Here is a 20,842-nt window from a genome sequence, read left to right as displayed (position 1 = left end):
GTGCTGAAGAAAACTTGCTTGCGCTTGGCGGGCATTGTTCTGCTGGCCCTTTGTACAATGGTGGTACAGGCCGGTGATAGGCCCAAAGTATTACTGATGATGTCCAGCCACACCGCCAAGGCCAAGGGAGACTTGCTTTCTGATTTGGCTGCAGGGCAGCCGTTTACCCTGGAAATTTTTAACAGCAAGGGGAAGAGTGAAGAACAAATGGCGCAGGCCTGGGCCTCCTCAAGCCTGGTGATGCTCGATGGTATCAATCCGGCGCTGTCCCGGTTTATGTTTGGAGAATTCCAGCCATTGCTGGCGCAATATCCCAAAGTGCCGGTGATTTCCCTGGGGGATGCCGATAACGAATCCATGAATCAGGGGCTGTCTTCCAGGCAGCACAAGGCCATCGCTGCCTACTTCAACAATGCCGGGCGCCAAAACTACCGGCAACTGATGCAGTTTCTCTCCACCGAAGTCTTTGACCTCTCTGCGCTTTCCGTAGTTGAGCCTATTATTGTGCCCAAGGTGGGTTTCTATCATCCAAGCCTGCCGCAACTGGTCACCGATAATGAAGAGGATTTCTTTAAGTGGCTACAGGCATCCGATCATCAACCGGTCATTGCCTTGGCTATTCACCGTTCGGTGGTGGATTACGAGCAGCAGCAGGTAGTCGATGCCATCCTGGATGGTCTGGAAGAAAAAGGGGCGAAAGCCTTTGCGTTTTTCTTCGAGGGTGAGGATTTGCCACTTTCCTACCCCGATCTATTGCAGGATGGGGCAGGGCAAACTCGTATCGATCTGATGATCAATTACCGCGCCCTGCACTATGTGAGTAAGCGCCGCACCGAGTTCGAGAAACTGGGGGTGCCGGTTATACATGCGCTGAACTACACAGAGGGTAGTGAAGCGGATTACTTTGCCGATAACAGTGGGGTGTCCCCATCATTAACGCCTTTTTTCCTGGTGATGCCTGAAGATACCGGCAGTATCGACCCGGTAATCATCGCCGCCAGTGAAGGTGGCAACAAAGTGGTGATGGCAGATCAGCTGGATGCGCTGGTGGAGCGCGCCTGGCGTCATGCCTCGTTGGGTTACAAGCCGAATACCCAGAAAAAAGTCGCTACCTTTATTTGGAACTATCCCCCGGGGGAAAAGAATATTGGTGCGGCCTTTCTCGATGTACCTTCCTCCATTGAATCAATTGCCAGGGCCATGGCGGAACGTGGCTATCAGGTGGAGCAGCGGGATGCCAATGCCCTGATCGACTGGGCCGGCCAATTGTTGCGCCCCTATTATCGACGCGAAGATAGCGCCGCACTGGTTGATCAAGGTCTGGCGGACTGGATGCCGCTTTCTACCTATGTCGACTGGTTCGATACTCTGCCGGCTACAGTGCGCGATCCCATTGTGGCGCGCTGGGGCAAACCGGAAGACAATGCCATGCTGGCAGATCATATGGGTGAGCGGGCGTTTGTAATCCCACGTATGACGCTGGGCAACCTGATAGTACTGCCCCAGGGTGTGCGTGCGGATAATGCCAAGGAGCATTCATCGCTCTATCACGATATGAAAACCCCGGTGAACCACGCTTACCTGGCGGTTTATCTCTATGCCCGCAAGACTTTCGGAGCCGATGCCTATATTCACCTGGGCACCCACGGTTCCCAGGAGTGGCTCACCGGCAAGGAGCGCGGCCTGTCGGTGTACGATGCGCCCAACCTGGCCCTGGGCAATATTCCGGTGTTCTATCCCTATATTATCGACAATGTAGGCGAAGCCATGCAGGCCAAGCGCCGCGGCCGCGCCACCATGATCAGCCACCTGACACCGGGCTTTGCCAAAGCGGGCCTCTATGCAGAAGTGGCAGAGCTTTCCGAGTTGATTGGCAACTACCTGATTTTGGAGGAGGGGCAGACCCGGCTGAATACCCGGGAGCGCATTGTCGCCCAGGCAGACAAGCTGAATATGCTCAAGGATCTCGAAATCAGTACTGAAACTTTGCAGGCGGATTTCGATGGCCAGCTCAGCCGTCTGCAGGACCACCTGGGCCAGTTGGCAGAAATGAGCCAGCCACTGGGTATCCACCGCTTCGGCCAGCTGCCCAAGTCCGAGCATCTCACCAGCACCATGTTACAAATGCTGGGCGAGCATTTCATTTCGGTTGCCGGGCAATACGAAGCGGAGCAGAAGTTGAGCCTACCGCAGGAGCAGGTACGCGATAAGCGCAATGTTGTTGCCCTGGAAGCCCAGCCGGGTTACCAGCTACTGGAGGCCTACCTGGCCGGGCGCAAGCTACCTGGCTTGTCCGAAGAGCTGCAAAACCATCTGCAGCAAGGCCGGGCGTATGCGGATAACTTTGCCAAGATCGCCGAGCTGCAAAACCTGATGTCTGCGCTCGACGGCAATTATATTCCGGTGAGCCATGGGGGTGACCCCATTCGCAATCCACAGGCTGTGCCCACAGGGCGCAACCTGATCGGATTCAACCCGGCCAAGGTACCTTCCAGGGAAGCTTACGAAGCCGGAGTGCAACTCATGGAACAAACCATCGCCCTATATCGTGAGAAGCACGGCCGATTCCCCGACAAGTTGGCCTTTTCCCTCTGGTCATTGGAAACCATGCGTCACCAGGGGGCACTGGAAGCGCAGATACTGCATGCGTTGGGCCTCAAACCCAAGTGGAACCAGCAGGGCAATGTAACCGGCACCGAAGTGATTCCCTACTCGGAGCTTAAGCGTCCCCGGATCGATGTCGTGATCTCCGCGACCGGTCTCTACCGTGATGCTTTCCCCAACGTGATGTTGTGGCTGGCAGAAGCCATCGACAAGGTGGCGCAGATGAAGGAAGAAAATAACTTTGTCTATCGCCACAGCCAGGCCCTGCAGCAACAGTTACTGGAAGAAGGTAGTTCCGAGGACGACGCCCGCTATCTTTCCTCGGTGCGACTCTTCTCCAACGAGAGCGGCAATTACGGTACCGGCCTGAATGGCGCCAGCCTGGCTTCCGATAGCTGGGAGACGGACGACAAGCTGGCAGACCTGTATCTGCGCCGCATGGGTTTTGCCTACGGCAAGGATGAGTCCCGTTGGAGTGAGGACCCGCGCAATGTTGCGCTGTATGGCAAGGTATTGTCCGGTACCGATGGGGTGATTTTCTCGCGCTCCACCAACCTTTACGCCATGATGACCAACGACGATCCCTTCCAGTACTTTGGTGGCATGGGGCTTGCGGTACGTAACCTGGATGGCAAAACCCCGGAGATGTATGTCTCCAACCTGCGCCGCAAGGACAATGTTAAAACCCAGACGTTGGGGGAATTCGTTAACCAGGAAATGCGCAGCCGTTACTTCCATCCCCGCTGGATTGAGGCCATGCAGGCGTCCGGCTATGCCGGTGCCACGGCCATTCTCGATCGCGTGAATAATATGTGGGGCTGGGAGGTGATGACCCCGGAAACTATCCGCGATGACCAGTGGCAGGAGATATTTGAAGTCTATGTGGATGACAAATACCAGATGGAGATGCGCGCGTTTTTTGAGACACACAATGCCGAGGCCCTGGCGCAGATGCTGGAGCGGATGCTGGAAGCGGTGCGCAAGGGCTATTGGCCCGCAGATGCGCAAACCGTATCAAAGATGGTGGAAACCTATACGGAGCTTGCGAACCGGCATGATGTTGCGACGGGCAATGAAAAATTCACGGATTATGTCAATACGCAGGCACTTGGCTTTGGCCTGGCCCCACTGTTGAACGAGCAAATATTCGATCCTGTTTCCGCCAGTACAGCTGCAACTTCAGAGGTCAGCGGCCAGAAACTGGAGCAGATTGAAAAGTCCAGCTCGCACAACAGCACCCATAGGCTGTTGTGGCTACTGCTTTTGGGCATAATTCTCACCGGTTTTGCCAGCGGTTTTTTTGAATCCTTTCTGCGCTCCCGCTATCCCCGCACAGCCCCGGTGTTGTGAATGTCCTGCCCGATTTCCCATCCAACCCACTGGAGGGGTAAACCGTACAGAAAGGAGCCGCCGGCAGCGCGCGGGCGGTTTTCCTGAAGGCTATTGTACTCCTCCCTCCTTTGTGCCACAGCACACAAAACCGGAGAGAAATACTCCGGGATTGCCGTTTTATGAAGCTTTTGTGAATCATTCCCTAAATTTTTTTTGCGTGAAATTTACCCTTAAGCGTCTCAATTACTAATAAGGTGGGAGGGGCATTCTTTCCTTTCGACCTGGTGGTAAGTGCTTGCTGTTGTGACGGATTCAGTCTTGACACAGCGCTGTTTTTGGTTAAGGGCCGGTGGTTGGTCCTCTTAGCCGTATTTTGCGTTATTTTTATGAGAAAAAGATTGTGAGAAAAATAATTCCTCTCGTAGCCCTCCTTCTGGCCGGGGGTTACTTCTTCTGGGCGAAAGGTCAATCCGACACCCACAAGTCCACGGCGGAGCATCGCGCGTCCAAGCCCCCTGTGAGCAAGATGCCGCCTGAAAAGGAATCTGCGGAAAAAACAACAGTAATGACCGTTGCTGACGAACCTGTAGAAAGTGTCGAAGATGTCGAAAAGCGTTTATGGACAGAGTCGGAACTGGCAGAACAGGTGCTGCAGGAAACCGGCCGCTTGCCGGTTGACCTGAATGGGGAAACCTATCTGGAAATTGATGTGGCAATTTTAAGGAACCTGGCGATCGGGGATTACCTGGATATCACTTTGCCGGGTGTGGAAGGCAGTTATGATGCCCAGGTGGGTGGTATTGAGGAGCATGCCAGCGGCAATAAAAGCCTGCAAATGAATTTTCCCGGCTTGACCCGCCTGCACGGGGCTACCTTTACCCTCGGGGAGGATACGGTGTACGCACAACTGAATTTACCTTCGGGTTCGTACACGCTGGAAGCCCAGGACGGCTATGCGTGGATCGCCCCCAACGGCGCGCTGATTCAAAATCATGTGGAGAAACATGATCAGGATCTGTCATCCGAAGCGCCCCGTGAAAAGTCATTTGATGAGCAGGATTTACCCCTGAATGATTTTGACTAGGACAAGAATTGGTTCGGGGTAATTGGCTCCGGATTGATCATGGGCAAGGGAGAGGCCGATGTAAATCCTGCGGATACCGGAAGTTTCTCTTCACAGGCGATTAATTGGCATGGACGCTTTTTTAATCGAGTCAGGGTATGAAAAAATGTATCGCACACATACTGCCCGACAACCAACAGTGCCCTGTTCGTTGCCGGGATTAGGGTATGCACAAGTAATAATAATAGGAGTTTATAATGCATTTGAAAAAAAGCCTGGCAGCGGTCATTGCGGCATTGACCGTATCCGGCGCCGCAACGGCGGAAACGGTTGATATTGCCATTATGTACACCGCACCAGCGGCACAGCATACCGGTGACATCTCTGCCAAAATCGATAACTATATCAGCTACGCCAATAATTCATATCGCAGAAACGGTGTGGATATTCAGCTTCGTCTGGTTGATAGCTGGCGTGCCACCAGTTCGGACTTGCGGGTGAATGAAGATACCCTGGACTTGATTACCTTCCACAGAACCGTCACTAACTGGCGCGCATCGGAAAACGCCGATATGGTGGTTATGCTGGGCAAGGCGGAGGAGCAGGTCATTGATGGCAGTACCTATATTACCTGTGGTATCGCCTGGGTTGGTCAGGGCGCGAACGGCAGAATGTATGCCAGTGCCCGCGATCGCGCCTACAGCGTTACCGGTGTCGACTGCGGTTACAACACCTTCGTGCACGAGCTTGGTCACAATATGGGGCTGACACATTCCACCAAACAGGGGGATCGCACCGGCGGGGTTTACTCCTTTGGTCTGGGGCACGGCGTTGACAACCGGTTTTCCACCATCATGGCGTATCCCTGGCGGTACGGTGCGAATGTCACCCAGTATGACTGGTTCTCCGATCCGGACTGGAACGAGTGCGGCGGCCTACCATGTGGTGAGCGCAGAAATGGTGTGGACATTTCCAACGCCTATCGGGCCCTTGGGCCGATCGTGGATGACATCGCATCCTACTATTAAAGGTGGCGGGCTGGGCCCGCTGGGAAGTTAGCGGAAAAATAGGGCTGCAGGCCCTATTGGCGAGCACCACTATTGATCCGGTTACCCAATAGGTTGTGGGATCAATGCGGCACAGGGAGGTGGCGCCACCGGCCGGGGAGTACCCTTGAAAACCGGCTCGGATTGTTCAAGGCACCCGGTTTCCCGATTGAAAAAAGCCAATGCTGAGGGGATAGCGCCAAAATATTCCGTCGTTGGCCCTGATCGCGCCGATAAGGATAAACACAATATTGAGCAGAGCGAGTAGCAGCAGTCCCAACAGACCTATGCCGATCAGTATTAAAAGGGTGCAGGCAATAGAGTAGAGAAGCAGGCTCAGCATCCAGTTGAAAATCATTTTTCCGTGCCTGTCGACTTCTGCACAGTGATCCTTGGTGGTCGCCCACAGGATGATGGGCAGTACAAATCCTGCGCCGGGAATGATAATCCAGGCCAATTGGCTCAGATGCAGCAGCATTAAAAAGGTGTTTCTTTTTAAGCCCCAGGGTTTGTATGTTTCCATTGCAGATCACTCCCGATTATTTTTGTTGGCAAAAGGGTTTCCCAGGGCCCGCTGCCCGGTTGTTGTATACCCCGCTGGATGTTCGCCCTTGGAATCGTTGCACAACTGTGTGGCCTTGTCCGGTTGTCGGATCAAAATACAAAGCCCACTTGCCTCTTTGTCACTCCTCCGGTTTCTCCAGCAACTGATCCAGTGGCAGTTCGGTGTGGTAGCGCACCTGTTTCAGGGAGAAGCTGCTCTTGATATGGTCGATGCCCGGTAACTCGGTGAGTTTTTTATCGAGGAACGCCTGGTAGGCCTGCAGGTTGGGTACCACAACACGCAGCAGGTAGTCGAAATCACCGGTCATCAGGTAACACTCCATGACTTCCGGCCATTGGCCGATCACGGACTCGAAATCCTGTAGTTCCTTTTTCACCTGGTGGTTCAGGGTGACCTGGATAAACACGCTCACCGGCAGGCCCACTTTCTCCGGTTCCAGCAGGGTGACTGCGCGTTTGATAAAACCCTGTTCGTGCAGGTTCTTTACCCGACGTGAGCAAGGGGAGGGCGAGAGGCACACCTTCTCCGCCAGTTCAATATTCGCAATGGTGGCGTCCCGTTGCAGAATTTCCAGGATTTTTTTATCAATGGCATCGGGTAAATAGGCCATGGCTTTTTTTCCTATGTCGAGGCTCTGAATCAACTCCGGCGCATTCCGCGGCTTCAGTTTGATCAACCTGGCCGGTGCCAGCAGGCAATCTGCCGCTGCGTGGGCTTCGGCTGCAGCGCCGGATTATCCCCCCTGCGGGGGTATTGCTGTTAAAGGGGTCTCTGGTTGTGGCCTGTTTGGGCTTTACCCAGGCTCCACCTGTATCTTCCCCGCGCTATTGCCGGGTTTCAAGGGTTCAGTGCCTCTGCCACCAGCAGAAAGCCCGGGTCCGGTATTGCGTCCCGGCAGCGCGCTGCTGTCGGGGCTCTTAAATGTTATATCCCTCAAAACCCCGCGAACTGGGTGATTTGTTGCCACCAGCGGGTGCCCTTTAGTGATTTGTGACCGCATTATGCCTTAGCTGGGTTTATTTTGGTATGACCTGCCCGGTCGGGCGATGTTAATTTTAGCGGTTATTCGCACGGGCTCGAGACGGTTTGGCAGGCGCCTGGGGAATTTTGGCGGCGCCCACCGGCCGTTGCCGGCGAGCGAGAAAAGCAAAAACGAATCAGTAGGTGGTATCCATGGCAATGGTTGAAGGCGATCAGGAACTGGGTTTTGATACGGCGTATTCCCTCAAAGCCGCATTCACCCGCGAATCCGGCCGGATCTTTTTGACGGGTATCGACGCGCTGGTACGTCTGCCCCTGATGCAAAAACGCTTGGATGAACAAGCCGGCCTCCATACCGCCGGTTTTATCTCCGGTTATCGCGGGTCGCCTCTGGGCGGCTATGACCAGGCTTTGTGGCGCCACAAAAAACTGCTCGCCGGGCAGGATATCCACTTTGAGCCCGGTATCAACGAAGATTTGGGGGCCACCAATATCTGGGGGACCCAGCTGCTCGATCACTATCGTCAGCAGGCCACCCGCGATGGGGTCTTTGCGATCTGGTATGGCAAGGGCCACGGGGTGGACCGCAGCGCAGATGTGTTCCGCCAGGCCAATATCCAGGGCACCTCGAAGCGCGGTGGGGTACTGGCCCTGTGCGGTGATGACCACACCGCGGAATCCTCCATGTTTTCCCACAATACCGACCAGATTTTCGAGTCGGTGATGATGCCGCTGCTGTTTCCCGCCACTATTGAAGAGTACCTGAGTCTCGGTCTCGCCGGTATTGCCCTGTCGCGGTTTTCCGGTCTGTGGGTGGGCTTTAAGACGATTACCGAGACTGTTGAGGCGGGGGCCTCCCTGGTTGTGCCCGGGTTGCCGCAGTTTGTGCTGCCCGCGGATTTCCCGCTTCCGGCCCACGGCCTCAATTACGATCCCACCCTCAACTGGCCGGCGCAGCGCCTGGAATACGAGCGGCGGCTGCTGGAAGAGCGCCTGCCGGCGGCGCAGGCGTTCGCCTATGCCAACCGCCTGGACAAGACCACCTGCGAAGCCCAGCGCAAGCGCTTTGGCATTGTGACAGTAGGCAAGGCCCACGGTGACTTGCTCGAGGCCCTGCAGTTGCTCAATCTGAATGAGGGCGACCTGTGCGAGGCCGGCATCTCCATCTACAAGGTGGCCATGTCCTGGCCGCTGGAACCCAGGGGAATCGGCGCGTTTGCCGAGGGTATGGAGCGGCTGCTGGTTGTGGAGGAGAAGCGCCCGCTGGTGGAGGACCAGTTGAAGACGCAGTTGTATGGCTGGGACGATACCCGCCGCCCCAAAGTGGTGGGCAAGAAAGACCTGAACGGGGAGGATCTGCTGCCGGCAGTCTGGGGCTTAGGGCCGGATCAGGTAGCCAAGGCGATCGCGCGCTGGCTCGCAGATACCGAACTGGCGGCAAAACTGATTCCTCTGGCGCAAAAGCTCGGCGGCAATGTGCCGCAACGGGCCCCGGGCCTATTGGTGCGGGAGCCGATCTTTTGCGCCGGCTGCCCCCACAATACCTCCACCCGGCTGCCCGAAGGCAGCCTCGGCAGCGCCGGTATCGGCTGCCATATTATGGCGCTGGGCAAGGGCCTGCGCACCGACACCTACTCCCATATGGGTGGGGAGGGTGCGCAGTGGGTGGGGCTGCACCGCTTCACCCGCACCGGACATATTTTCCAGAATATGGGCGACGGCACCTACAACCACTCGGGCCTGCTGGCCATTCGCCAGGCAGTGGCCAGCGGGGTGAATATCACCTACAAGATCCTGCTCAACGATGCCGTGGCCATGACCGGCGGCCAGCCCGCCGATGGCGAGGTGAGCGCGCCCAGCCTGTCGGCACAGTTGCTGGCCGAGGGGGTGGGCACAGTGGTACTGCTCAGTGAGCACCCGCAGCACTGGCACAAACACCGCAGCGAGCTGCCGGCGCAGGTGCAGATTCTGCCCCGCTCGGCACTGGATAGCGTGCAGCGCCGCCTGCGCGAGACCCCCGGTGTGACCGCGATTATCTACGAACAGGTGTGTGCGGCGGAAAAGCGCCGCCGCCGCAAGAAGCAGCAGTTGGCCGATCCGGCCCAAAGGCTATTGATCAACCAGCGGGTGTGCGAGGGCTGCGGGGACTGCAGTGTGCAGTCCAGTTGTATTGCGGTGGAGCCCCTGGAAACCCCCTACGGGCGCAAGCGCCAGATCAACCAGTCCAGTTGTAACAAGGACCTGCGCTGTGCCGAGGGTTTCTGCCCGAGCTTTGTCACTGTCGAGGGCGGGGCGCTGAAAAAACCACCGCTGGAGCCCCTGGCGGAATCCCTGGATGCGGCCATTGCCACATTGCCCGCGGCGCCCACCGCCGCGCTGGAGCAGCCCCTGGGTATCCTGGTTGCCGGTATCGGTGGCAGCGGCGTGCTCACCGTGGCAGCGCTCCTGGGCATGGCGGCACACCTGGAAGACAAGGGCAGTACCACGCTCTATTTCACCGGCTTGTCGCAGAAAAACGGCGCTGTGGTGGCCCATGTAAAAGTGGGCGCGCGACCACAGGATATTACCACCGCGCGTATTCGCGACGGTGCTGCAGAGCTGTTGCTGGGCTGCGATATGGTGACCGCTGCCGGACAGCGCCCCAAGTTTGCCGCAGGCAAAATGCGCGCACTGGTAAATACCGCCGAGGTGCCGGTGGCGGCCTTTGTGCGCGATAACGACCTGGCCTTCCCGGCGCAGGAAACCCGGCAGAGTATCGAGGCTCTGTGTGCCCAGTACTATGCCTTCGATGCCAACCAAACCGCGCAGGCCCTGTTCGGCGATACCCTCGCCAGCAACCTGATGATCATGGGTTTTGCCTGCCAGCAGGGTCTGCTGCCTATCGGCGAGGCGGCGCTGGAGCGCGCCATCCAACTGAACGGCGTTGCGGTGGAAAACAACCTGCGCGCCTTTCGCGCGGGGCGCCTGCTGGCGGTGGACCCGAAGCTGGTCGAGCAGCTGGCGGTGCCGGCGCAAGCGGTGAAAATGGCGGACCCCCAGGAGCCTGTTGAGCAACTGATTGCACGCCTGGCGAGAGAGCTGGGCGAATACCAAAACGCTGCCTACGCCCGCCAGTTTACCCAACCTATCGAGCGCCTGCGCAGGGCGGAGCAGGCCCTGCCGGGTGCCGGCGCCACGCTCACGCGCACGGCCGCCAACAGTCTGTTCAAAGCCATGGCTTACAAGGACGAGTACGAAGTGGCGCGCCTGTACAGTGGCGAAGATTTCAAGCGCCAGTTGCGCGAGACCTTCAGCGGCGACTTCACTCTGAAATTTCATATGGCGCCGCCGCTGCTGGCGCGGCCCGATGCCAGCGGCCGCGTGCGCAAAATGCAGTTTGGCCCCTGGATGGGCAGGCTGATGCCGCTGCTGGCGCGGGGCAAGGTATTGCGCGGTACTTTCCTGGACGTGTTTGGCTACAGCGGCGAGCGCCGCGCCGAGCGCGCCTGGTCGCGCCAGGTGTCGCAGGCGGTGGTGGCGGTGGCGGCCCGGTTGCACCCCGACAATGTCGCCGCAGCGCGGGAACTGCTGGAAATTCCGCAGCAGGTGCGCGGTTATGGCCATGTGCGCGAACAGCACTTTGCCCGGGTGAAGGCACGCTGGGAGCACCTGTTCGACCACTTCGCCGATGGCGGCAGCGGTCAGGGTTCGGCGCTGGCGTCCTGACCCGGCACGTTTTGGCCTGTTATCCGGGCCGGAAGGGGATCAGTGGGTTGAGCAGCCAGCCGCTGATCCCGGTGACGGCCACCGGCGCGCTCACCGCAGAGAAGCACACACAGGCCTGATCCTGGGTGGCTATGGGCCTGTGCACCTGGCCCGGTTGGCGCAAAATAAAATCGCCCCGGTTGTAGACGCCAAAATGGTCGGAGAAACTGCCGTGCAGCACAACCGCGAGCTCGCTCCCGCGGTGATCGTGTTCGACCATTTCGCCGCCGCTGCACAAGCGGTGGAAGGCCACCTCATAGTGTTTCTGCCCGGTCCTGAGCCGGCATATCTGCAGGGAGCGGGTGATTTTTTTCCAGCGCAGGGGAATGTTTTGGGCCAGCAGTCTGCCCAGAACCGGAGGGATATCGGCGAGGGTCGCATCGGGCGCGGGAGGCGGGGGCGTTTCGCGCCGGCCGGGGATCCTGCCGGGGGCTCGCTCAATGCGTTCCATCACCCGTTCAAAGGCGCCAGCCTGCAACGGCTGTGAGGGGCTTTGCTTGAGTATCGAACCGCCGAGGCTGTTCAGCGCATGGTATTGCCGGCGACACGCTGCGCACAGTTGCACATGGGCAGCGATAACCAGGCTCGGGCCTCGCGCCAGACTCCCCGAGGCATATTCCAGTAGCAGATTTTGATCCGGGTGATGGCGAATCATAGCGTACCTACCTGCTCAATCTGCCCTGGAGTTTTTTCATTGCCAGGCGCACGCGGGATTTGACCGTGCCCAGGGGCAGTTTCAACTCTGCGGAAATCTCACTGTGGGATTTGCCCTCCATATAGGCTTTTTCCAGAATATGGCCCTGTTCCGCCGGCAGGGCTTTCAGGCCTTCGGCAATGTCCCGCTCGTTGCGTTTGTGCTGCAAAGAGAGCAGCGGCTGGCTCTCCAGGGTTTCATCCCAGATATCGGCCACATCGATAGCGTCGTCGCGGTTTCGGTGGCGCTGGCTGCGCCGCAGCATGTCGATGCGGCAGTTGCGCATGATGGTGTAGATCCAGGTGCCGGCGGAGGCTCTGCTGGCATCGAAGCGGGGGGCCTTGTGCCAGACTTTGAGCATCACCTCCTGCACCAGTTCATCGGCGGCTTCGGTATGCACTAGCGCAGCGGCGCGACTGTGGTGGAACCCTTTGATCAAGGGTGCAAAATGCCGGAATACACGCTCAAATGCCTGCCGGTCGCGCTTTGTGCCCACAAGCGTAAGGAGGTTACACCAGTCATCTTCGCGGTCCCGGGGGTTTCTCACGGCAATTTCAATGCGATTGTGTTTGTGCGTCTGCGCCATCTTAGTGGTCTTTGCGGTGTTGTCGACCCTTTCTACGCACCGCCGGGGCGAATGGATGCTGGCGGGGCAGTTTTTTGGTCAGGCAGCCAGGCAAACTGCCAGGTTGATTTCGAACAGTGATCCATACTCCCTGTGCTGTCGTATTTTATAAAGGTGTACAAGGCGGACTAAAACGGAAGCAGCCATGAGCAGGCAAGCGCTGATACAACAAGTGCAGGAGTACTACACGGATTTTCTGGTCAGGGACCCGGCGGACCTGGCCGGGATCTATAGCGAGGAGGTGGTTTTTTGCGATCCATTGCGCCGTGTTGAAGGCCTCCCGGCCCTGCAGGCGCACTTTGCACACATGAGCCGGGGTTTGACCCAGTGCCGCTTCCAGTTTGAGAAAGCCTCGATTGACCACGACAGCGCCTGTCTGCCCTGGCATATGCATTACGCCCACCAGTCCCTGCGAGGGGGCCGCCCGCTGCGCTTGCGTGGCTGCAGCCTGCTGCGCTGCTCCGATAAGGTGTTTTACCACGAGGATTTTTTTGATCTGGGCGCGATGGTCTATGAACAGGTGCCGCTACTGGGCACACTGGTGCGCTTTTTCAAGGCGCGAATGGAGCGGAGTTGAGCGGTGAAAGAGATTCGCAACAAGACTCTGTGGGTGACCGGTGCCAGTTCCGGTATCGGTCGCGCGCTGTCGCTGCGCCTTGCGCGCCATAACAATATCGTCATTGCTTCCGGGCGCCGTTTCGAGGCCTTGGCCGAGTTGCAAACGCACTGCCCCGAGCGTATCCGCGTCCTCGATTGCGACGTGGCCGACGACGCCGCCATGACGGCCGTCCCCGAGCGTTTGGGCGCATTGAGTGGCCACCTGGATATGGTGATCGCCTGTGCCGGTACCTGCGAGTACGATGACGATCTCCAGCTTGACGGGAGCACCTACCGGCAGGTGTTCGATGCCAACTTCTTCGGTGTGGTGAATACCCTGCGCAGCGCCTTGCCGCTGCTGGCCGCCAGCCCCGCACCGGTCTTTGCCGCGTTGGGTAGCCTGTCTTCGGTGGTGCCGTTTCCCCGTGCAGAGGCCTATGGCAGCTCCAAGGCTGCGTTGGATTATTTCCTCGGTGCAGTGCGTGCAGACCTCTGCCGCACCCCCTTGAAAGTGGTGCGGATTCGCCCCGGATTTGTGCGCACCCCGCTCACCGCGCGCAATGATTTCGGGATGCCTTTTTTAATGAGTGCCGAGCAGGCCGCGGAGCGTATCGAGGTGGGCCTGTGCAAAGGGCGCAGCAGCATCGATTTTCCCCGGCGCCTGAGCTGGCCTTTGCGGTTGTTGGGGAGCTGCAGTGCGCTTTGGTTTTATCTCTTTGCGCCCAAAATGACAAGGATTCGCAGGTTAAGGAAGCGCTGATGCGTATCGCCATTGTCGGCAGCGGTATTGCCGGGCTCACGGCGGCCTATCTGTTGAGCCGCAAACATGAGATCACGGTGTTCGAGGCCCTTGACCGTCTGGGTGGGCACACCGCCACCGTGGCGGTGCAGGAGGGGGATCGCCAGCTCGCGATCGATACCGGTTTTATTGTGTACAACGACTGGACCTACCCGAACTTTATCCGCCTGCTGGATGAATTGGGTATTCAATCCCAGCCCACGTCCATGGGGTTCAGTGTGCGCTGTGAACGGGAGGGGTTCGAGTATGCCGGCAACAATCTGAACGCGCTGTTTTCCCAGCGTGCCAACCTGCTCAGTGCCGGCCACTGGCGCATGCTGTGGGACATTGTGCGCTTCAACCGCGCGGCCCTGCGGGACTGGCGCCAGGGACGCCTGCACGAGGGGCTGACCCTGGGGGAATATCTGCCAGCCAACGGCTATTCGGCGGAATTTGCCAATCGCTACCTGGTGCCGATGGGGTCGGCCATCTGGTCTGCCTCCGTGGCACAGATGCTGGAGTTCTCGGTCAGTTTCTTTGTGCGTTTCTTTTTTAATCACGGCCTGCTGAATGTGTTCCGACGCCCCCAGTGGCGCGTGGTCAAAGGCGGTTCGCGGGAATATATTGGCCCCTTGAGTGCGCCTTTTGCCGACCGTATACGCCTTTCCACACCGGTAGAATCCGTACTGCGCAGGCCCGGAGGGGTGGATTTGGTCACCGACTCCGGGCAGAGGGAATCTTTTGATGCGGTGGTATTTGCCTGTCATTCGAATCAGGCCCTGAGGTGCCTGGGGGATGCCAGTGATCCCGAGCGGCAGATCCTCAGCGCCATTCCCTATGCCTGCAATCAGGTGGTACTGCATACGGATACCAGTTTACTGCCACAACACCGGCGCAGCTGGTCCAGTTGGAATTACCGTTTGCGCACAGAGCGGGACCGATTGCCGGTGCTCACCTATAACATGAATATTCTGCAGGGGCTGAAAACCCGCAAAACCTACTGCGTCAGCCTGAATGCGGGAGCGCGTATTGACCCGGACAGGGTGCTCGCCCGCTTCGAATATGCCCACCCGCAGTTTTCCGTGGCCGGCAGCCGCGCCCAGGCACAGTGGGCACGTATTAACGGGGTGAATCGCACCTGGTTTTGCGGGGCTTACTGGGCCAACGGGTTCCATGAAGACGGGGTGAACAGCGCCCTGCGCGTTGCCGAACAGTTGGGTGTGCGCTGGTGAGGGAGCTTGATTGATGGAGAGTGCCATCTACACCGGGTGGGTACAGCACCGCCGGTTCGCCCCGCGGGCACACCGATTCCGCTACAAGGTGTTTATGGTGTATGCGGACCTGGCAGAGCTGGACAGTCTGTGCGCGCTGTCCCCCTGGTGGTCCAGGAAACCCTGGGCACCGGCGCGCTTTTGCCGGGAGGACTTTTTCGGTGATCCGTCCCTCAGCCTGGACGAAGCGGTGCGGCGCCGGGTTTGGGAAGCCTGCGGGGAGCGTCCACCGGGGCCCATACGCCTGCTGGCCAACTGGCGCTACTTTGGCTACAACATGAATCCCATCAGTATCTATTACTGTTTTGACGACCGGGGCCGGGCGGTGCACTGGATATTGCTGGAAGTCCACAACACCCCCTGGCAGGAGCGCCACAGCTATGTACTGGACTGCCGCTCGGATACGCGGGTGCAGAGGGCTGCGTTTGCCAAGACATTCCACGTCTCCCCGTTTATGCCCATGGCACAGAGCTATCGCTGGCGAGGTACCACCCCGGGTAAACGGCTTAGCGCTTATCTGCAGAATATTGACTCCAGTACAGCGGGGCAGGGCGAGCGTCCGCTGTTCGATGCCACATTAAGTCTGCGTCGGCAGGAGCCGAGTCCCAGTGTCCTCAACGGGGTTCTGATCCAGTACCCGCTCATGACCGTAAAAGTAATCACTGCCATCTACTGGCAGGCATTCAAGTTGTGGCTCAAGCGCACCCCGATGTTTGCACATCCCCGTGGTGGCCGCGGAGCCCGTCGTACAGGAGACAAGTGCTGATGAGAGCCGTGCAGGACACGGGGCGGAATTCACAGGCCCCAACGGCGCGGGCCAGCGGGTCCCGGCTGATACAATTTGCCCGCAAGCTGGTGCTGAACAAGCTGCGTCTGATCCAGCGGGGGCACCTGGTGGTGGAGGAGGCCGGAAGCTGCTATGGCTTTGGCGAGCCGCGGGAACAGGCACACCTATGCGCGCATATCCGCATAGAGGACAGCAGCGTCTATCTGCAGGTGTTGGCAAACGGATCCATCGGTTCCGGCGAGGCCTATATGCAGGGCGCCTGGTGTTCGCCGAGGCTGGTGGATGTGATTCGCCTGATGGTTGATAACATGGCGCTGATCGAGAATATGGACAGCCGCTGGAGCTACTTGCCGCGCAAGGTGCTGCGCGCGCTGCACCGCCTCAATGCCAATGACCACAGCGGCTCGCGCAGGAATATCGCCGCCCACTATGATCTGGGCAATGACTTTTTCCGGTTGTTTCTCGATAGCACCATGCTGTATTCCTCGGCGGTATTTCCCTCACAATCCGCCACACTCCATGATGCTTCCGTCCATAAAATGGCACTTGTTTGCCGCAAGTTACAGTTAAAGGCAAGCGATCACCTGCTGGAAATTGGCACTGGCTGGGGTGCCATGGCCATCTACGCCGCAAAGCATTACGGCTGCCGCGTGACCACCACCACCATCTCCCGCGAGCAGTTTGAATATGCGCAACAGTGGGTGCGAAGAGAGGGACTGCAGGATCGCGTTACCCTGCTGTTGCGGGACTATCGCGATTTGCACGGGTGCTATGACAAACTGGTTTGCATTGAGATGGTGGAGGCCGTGGGGCATGAATTCCACCGGCAGTTCTTCACCACCTGCAGCCGGCTCCTGAAGGAGGATGGGCTGATGGTCATGCAGTCCATCACTATTCAGGATCAACGCTATCACTATTACCGCAAAGAAATAGACTTTATCCAGCGCTATATTTTTCCCGGTGGCTGCCTGCCATCGAATCAGGTGATCGCCCACCATATTGCCACTGCCACGGACCTGCAAATAGTCGGTCTGGAGGATATAACCGCACACTATGCGCGCACCCTGGGTGCTTGGCACCGGGCCTTTTTGGCCGGGGCAGACAAAGTGCGGGCATTGGGATTCGATGAACGCTTTATCCGTATGTGGGAATTCTATTTGTGCTATTGCCGGGGTGGTTTTATGCAGAGAGTCATCAGTACCGCACAATTTGTCTTCGCCAAGCCGCGGTTTCTCGGCAGCTTTTGATATGTGGCGATTTGTCGCCAATGCCCTATTGTTCGATATCGCCTGGCCCCTCTGCGTGATTGTGGCCAGGCCCTGGATCATTGTGCCCTTTACCCTTATCAATTTGTTTTTGCACCTGGCGTTTGTGGCCAATTTGCGCAGGGAACCCCTGTGGCTGGCCGGCGTCTTTCTGTTTGGTGTGGGGGTGGATTCGGTCCTTTTTCACCTGGGGCTGTTACAGAATCAAAGTGGACAGCCCTGGCCGCCGCTATGGCTGATATGCCTGTGGCTGAATTTTGCCATGACCTTGCGCTACAGCCTGGTTTTTCTGCAACGCAATCTGTGGCTGGCGGCTGTACTGGGGGGGATTTTCGGGCCTTTCAGTTACTATACCGGTGCCTTTCTCAACGGTACCGTGGCATTGCACCAGCCCCTCTGGCAGTCCCTGCTGGTACTTTCGTTGCTCTGGGCCCTGATGCTGCCGGGGTTTGCCCGCACAGCCCGGAACCAATGCCTGAAAGAGAGGAAACATGCTTGAACTGCTCGCCGCCCTGGCAGTGGCAGCCGCGGGCTGCGGATACCAGGGGCCGTCCACCGCCTGGGGTCTGGCTTTCGATCCCCACAGCCAGTCGCTGGAATACTGCGAGTATTACCTGCCTTCGGCACAGAACCGGATCAGGGTCTTGTATTTTACTGCCGATGGGCAGCGCTTTGCCGAGAAAACCCTGCTGGACCACTCGGGCAAATCCCGCGGCGGTACGGCAGTGCCGGAAGTAGTGCAGAGGGACTTTCGCCATGGGGAAATCCGCGAGGTGCGTCGGGAGCGGGGGCAGTGGCTGATGCGCTACCGAAAATCCACACATACGGATTGGAAAACAGCGCGTTACGGTCTTGCCGGTATCGATGTGGTGGATGCCGGCTTTGATGTCTATGTGCGCGAGCACTGGTCTGAGCTGGTGCGCGGCGACACCCTGGCATTCAATTTTGCCTCGCCCCTACACGGCCGTGCGATCAGGCTGCGTGCGCGCAAGCTGACCTGTAAAAATGCCCGGCCGGAAGCGGTGTGTATCCGCGTGGATGTTGCGCAACCGTTGTTGCGCCTGTTCGCGGGGAATCTCGACCTTGTCTACGATGGGGCCAGCCGCAATCTCCTGTGGTTTGAAGGCGTGGTGAATATTCTCGACTCCGAGGCGCGGACCCAGCGCTTAAGGATTTACTACCAGTACGGTTCTTGACCGGGTCTGGCCGTTGGCTTTGGCCGAAGCGCGCAAATAACCCCTTATCGCAGTATCTCCTCCAGAGCGCGGCCAGTGGGTCAGTTTTTTTGTGCTTTTTCTTCCCTGGGCGACTGGCGCCAACTTCAACCAGCAGCTAAACCTAAAGAAGAAAAGCATGACATCTCCGCTATTGACTCTCGCGCTAAGGGGTATCCGATGAAAACGGGTTTTGTTGCCACCACCGGATTTTGCATGGTACTGATCGCGGCTTGTGCCGCCCAGCCGGAACAGGTGCCCGGTGCTGGGGGTATCGTGATCGACACCTGGGGTGTCAACATCAACCAGTACCAGGCAGACCTTGCCGAGTGCAAGGGAATTGCCTATTCCACTTACAGCGATCAGGGCCGCCGCGGCCTGGCCGGTGCTGCCGGGGGCGCTGTGGTTGGGGGTGCGCTGGGAGCCATTGTTGGTGACAGCAGCCGTTCCGCCGCTGCGGGTGCCGGTGCCGGTGCCCTGGTGGGCGGCCTCTCCGGCGCGGGCAGTGCCGGCGCCGAAGCCAACCAGATTATCAAAAACTGTCTGCGCGGCCGTGGCTATCGCGTGCTGAATTAATGTCTCCCGCCGGGGAGTGACCAGCTTCTCCCGCAGGTCCTCTGGTATTCGGCAACCTCACAGGACTTGGTTTGGGCCGGGGTAACCACCGGCCCTTTTTTTTAGGGGCTGTTCGCGGCTGATTGCCCGATGGGGTTTCTCCCCGATGGCACATTTGAACTGCGGCAGAAACCGGGCAGTGCACTGGCAAAAACCATGGGAGCCTTGTATGTCTACTACGACCGGCATCAATGCCTATGCGGTTCTGCAAGCCGGCGGGCCCTTTCAGCCCTATCGGATTCCAGTGGGTGCGCTGGGGGCGACAGAAGTGGAACTGGATGTACTCTACTGCGGCATTTGCCACAGCGACCTCAGCATGATTGAGAACGAATGGGGGCTGTCCCAATACCCGATGATTGCTGGGCACGAAGTGATCGGGCGGGTTGCAGCCACAGGCAAGCAGGTGAAGCGCTTTGCGCCGGGGGCGATTGTGGGGCTGGGATGGAATTCGGGGTATTGTGAAATATGCCACAACTGCCGGATGGGGGATCGCAACCTCTGCAGGGAGGCCAGATTCACCGTGCTCACCAACGGGGGCTTTGCAGATAAAGTACGTGCGGATGTGAACAGCCTGGTGGCGATTCCGGAGGGGATTGATCCCGTCTCAGCCGGCCCACTGTTGTGCGGGGGCATTACCGTCTTCAATCCGCTGGTGCAGTTTGATGTAAAACCAACCGATAGGGTAGCGGTGGTTGGCATTGGCGGGCTCGGGCATCTGGCGGTGATGTTTTTGAATGCCTGGGGCTGTGAAGTGACCGCTTTTACTTCCAGCGCGTACAAACATCGGGATGCACTGGCCCTGGGTGCGCACAGTACCCTCAACTCCTGTGACCCGGCGGAGATTGAAGCAGCCGCCATGCGGTTTGATTTCATTATCTCGACGGTCAATGTCAATTTGGATTGGGATTTATATATCCAGGCGCTCAAGCCAAAGGGTCGCCTGCACTTTGTGGGTGTTGTTGTGGACCCCATTCAATTCACGCTGTTGCCCATGATTCTGGGCCAGCGCACCGTGTCCGCTTCCCCGGTTGGCAGCCCGGCGACCATGGAAACCATGCTGGACTTTGCTGCCCGCCACCGCATCAGACCCCGGGTGGAGATTTACCCCATGCACCGGATTGAATCGGCATTTCAGCACCTGAAATCGGGCAAGGCAAATTATCGGGTTGTGTTGTCACGGGAGGGGGAAAATTCTGGCTAAACCAGCGCTGTGCTGGTGATTCTTTGTCCGGCAGTCAACTGGGCGTTTCCTATATCCTTGACACGGATCAGAGATCCGTTCAGTGAAGAAACTTACTCCCGGGGCGTAAGAAAAGAAACCCCCTGTTCCAGGGCGCGCGGTGAATACATCCCTGTACGATTCGTAATCGGCATCCATACCTCATTTGATCCTGGGAGAGAGGGATTCTTCCCTTCTTACTAATCTGTGTTCTTCTCAGTTTCTCGATATAGTCGCAACCTGTCTTTGTGCTGAATCCCAGCTTCAAAAATTGCATGATTATAGTGGTTTATAAAATAACGCGGATTCAACCTTGAAGTGCATACCATTTATGCGGCTTGTGCCGCCAAGTAATTATCCATTAAATCTTCTGGTGTTTCAAAGCCTAATGTTTTCCTTGGGCGGTTATTTAAATCGCATACCACTGCATCAACCTCCCCCT

General features: G+C 58.0%; 17 protein-coding genes. 13 read left to right on the top strand and 4 right to left on the bottom strand.

The window, feature by feature from the left end:
- The 3 genes from cobN (at position 1) to ACL7TT_RS12300 (ending at position 6,027) form a co-directional block, all read left to right on the top strand.
- Positions 1–3,954, top strand: a complete 3,954-nt coding sequence (cobN, locus tag ACL7TT_RS12310; protein ID WP_413395774.1) for a cobaltochelatase subunit CobN — start codon at positions 1–3, stop codon at positions 3,952–3,954.
- Between the two features lie 382 nt (positions 3,955–4,336).
- Positions 4,337–5,020 (top strand): flagellar basal body-associated FliL family protein, encoded by a 684-nt coding sequence (locus tag ACL7TT_RS12305; protein WP_413395772.1) that lies wholly within the window; start codon positions 4,337–4,339, stop codon positions 5,018–5,020.
- A gap of 236 nt (positions 5,021–5,256) precedes the next feature.
- Complete coding sequence (locus ACL7TT_RS12300) at positions 5,257–6,027, top strand: zinc-dependent metalloprotease family protein (protein ID WP_413395770.1); 771 nt, start codon at positions 5,257–5,259, stop codon at positions 6,025–6,027.
- Positions 6,028–6,193: 166 nt separating this feature from the next.
- On the opposite strand, the gene ACL7TT_RS12295 is transcribed toward ACL7TT_RS12300, so the two are convergent.
- Together ACL7TT_RS12295 and ACL7TT_RS12290 are read right to left on the bottom strand one after the other, a co-directional pair.
- Positions 6,194–6,568: a DUF4870 domain-containing protein gene (locus tag ACL7TT_RS12295; protein WP_413395768.1), complete on the bottom strand. Its 375-nt coding sequence runs from the start codon at positions 6,566–6,568 to the stop codon at positions 6,194–6,196.
- 160 nt (positions 6,569–6,728) lie between these two features.
- Entirely contained in the window at positions 6,729–7,220 is a 492-nt protein-coding gene (locus ACL7TT_RS12290; RefSeq protein WP_413395767.1) for an Lrp/AsnC family transcriptional regulator, read from the bottom strand.
- Between the two features lie 563 nt (positions 7,221–7,783).
- On the opposite strand from ACL7TT_RS12290, the gene ACL7TT_RS12285 reads away from it, so the two are divergent.
- Positions 7,784–11,296, top strand: coding sequence for an indolepyruvate ferredoxin oxidoreductase family protein (locus tag ACL7TT_RS12285; RefSeq protein WP_413395765.1), 3,513 nt, complete (start codon positions 7,784–7,786; stop codon positions 11,294–11,296).
- Between the two features lie 19 nt (positions 11,297–11,315).
- Here ACL7TT_RS12285 and ACL7TT_RS12280 read toward each other — a convergent pair whose 3' ends face one another.
- The gene (locus tag ACL7TT_RS12280; RefSeq protein ID WP_413395763.1) at positions 11,316–11,990 is read right to left on the bottom strand and encodes a ChrR family anti-sigma-E factor; all 675 of its coding nucleotides are present in this window, start codon (positions 11,988–11,990) and stop codon (positions 11,316–11,318) included.
- Positions 11,991–11,997: 7 nt separating this feature from the next.
- On the bottom strand, positions 11,998–12,615 hold the full coding sequence (locus ACL7TT_RS12275) for a sigma-70 family RNA polymerase sigma factor (RefSeq protein ID WP_413395762.1): 618 nt from the start codon (positions 12,613–12,615) through the stop codon (positions 11,998–12,000).
- Between the two features lie 184 nt (positions 12,616–12,799).
- Between ACL7TT_RS12275 and ACL7TT_RS12270 the strand changes: the two genes are divergently transcribed.
- The 9 genes from ACL7TT_RS12270 (at position 12,800) to ACL7TT_RS12230 (ending at position 20,382) form a co-directional block, all read left to right on the top strand.
- A complete protein-coding gene (locus ACL7TT_RS12270) occupies positions 12,800–13,231 on the top strand; it encodes a nuclear transport factor 2 family protein (RefSeq protein ID WP_413395760.1) in 432 nt (143 codons plus the stop codon).
- A 3-nt stretch (positions 13,232–13,234) separates the two neighbouring features.
- Positions 13,235–14,011 carry an SDR family NAD(P)-dependent oxidoreductase gene (locus ACL7TT_RS12265; protein ID WP_413395758.1) on the top strand — a complete coding sequence of 259 codons (777 nt, stop codon included), beginning with the start codon at positions 13,235–13,237 and terminating at the stop codon, positions 14,009–14,011.
- Positions 14,011–15,261 (top strand): NAD(P)/FAD-dependent oxidoreductase, encoded by a 1,251-nt coding sequence (locus tag ACL7TT_RS12260; protein WP_413395756.1) that lies wholly within the window; start codon positions 14,011–14,013, stop codon positions 15,259–15,261. Before ACL7TT_RS12265 ends, ACL7TT_RS12260 begins: the two co-directional genes overlap by 1 nt.
- A gap of 13 nt (positions 15,262–15,274) precedes the next feature.
- On the top strand, positions 15,275–16,066 hold the full coding sequence (locus ACL7TT_RS12255; protein ID WP_413395754.1) for a DUF1365 domain-containing protein: 792 nt from the start codon (positions 15,275–15,277) through the stop codon (positions 16,064–16,066).
- Positions 16,066–17,334 (top strand): class I SAM-dependent methyltransferase, encoded by a 1,269-nt coding sequence (locus tag ACL7TT_RS12250; RefSeq protein WP_413395752.1) that lies wholly within the window; start codon positions 16,066–16,068, stop codon positions 17,332–17,334. The genes ACL7TT_RS12255 and ACL7TT_RS12250 overlap by 1 nt, the downstream gene beginning before the upstream one ends.
- 1 nt (position 17,335) lies before the next feature.
- Complete coding sequence (locus tag ACL7TT_RS12245) at positions 17,336–17,851, top strand: DUF2878 domain-containing protein (RefSeq protein ID WP_413395750.1); 516 nt, start codon at positions 17,336–17,338, stop codon at positions 17,849–17,851.
- Positions 17,844–18,548: a hypothetical protein gene (locus tag ACL7TT_RS12240; RefSeq protein ID WP_413395749.1), complete on the top strand. Its 705-nt coding sequence runs from the start codon at positions 17,844–17,846 to the stop codon at positions 18,546–18,548. Before ACL7TT_RS12245 ends, ACL7TT_RS12240 begins: the two co-directional genes overlap by 8 nt.
- 198 nt (positions 18,549–18,746) lie before the next feature.
- Positions 18,747–19,142: a glycine zipper family protein gene (locus ACL7TT_RS12235; RefSeq protein WP_413395748.1), complete on the top strand. Its 396-nt coding sequence runs from the start codon at positions 18,747–18,749 to the stop codon at positions 19,140–19,142.
- A gap of 208 nt (positions 19,143–19,350) precedes the next feature.
- Complete coding sequence (locus ACL7TT_RS12230) at positions 19,351–20,382, top strand: NAD(P)-dependent alcohol dehydrogenase (protein WP_413395747.1); 1,032 nt, start codon at positions 19,351–19,353, stop codon at positions 20,380–20,382.
- Positions 20,383–20,842: the final 460 nt, after the last annotated feature.

Origin of the sequence: Microbulbifer jejuensis (genome assembly GCF_047289955.1) — a bacterium.
GTDB lineage: Bacteria > Pseudomonadota > Gammaproteobacteria > Pseudomonadales > Cellvibrionaceae > Microbulbifer.
This window is presented reverse-complemented; position numbering and strand designations above follow the sequence as displayed.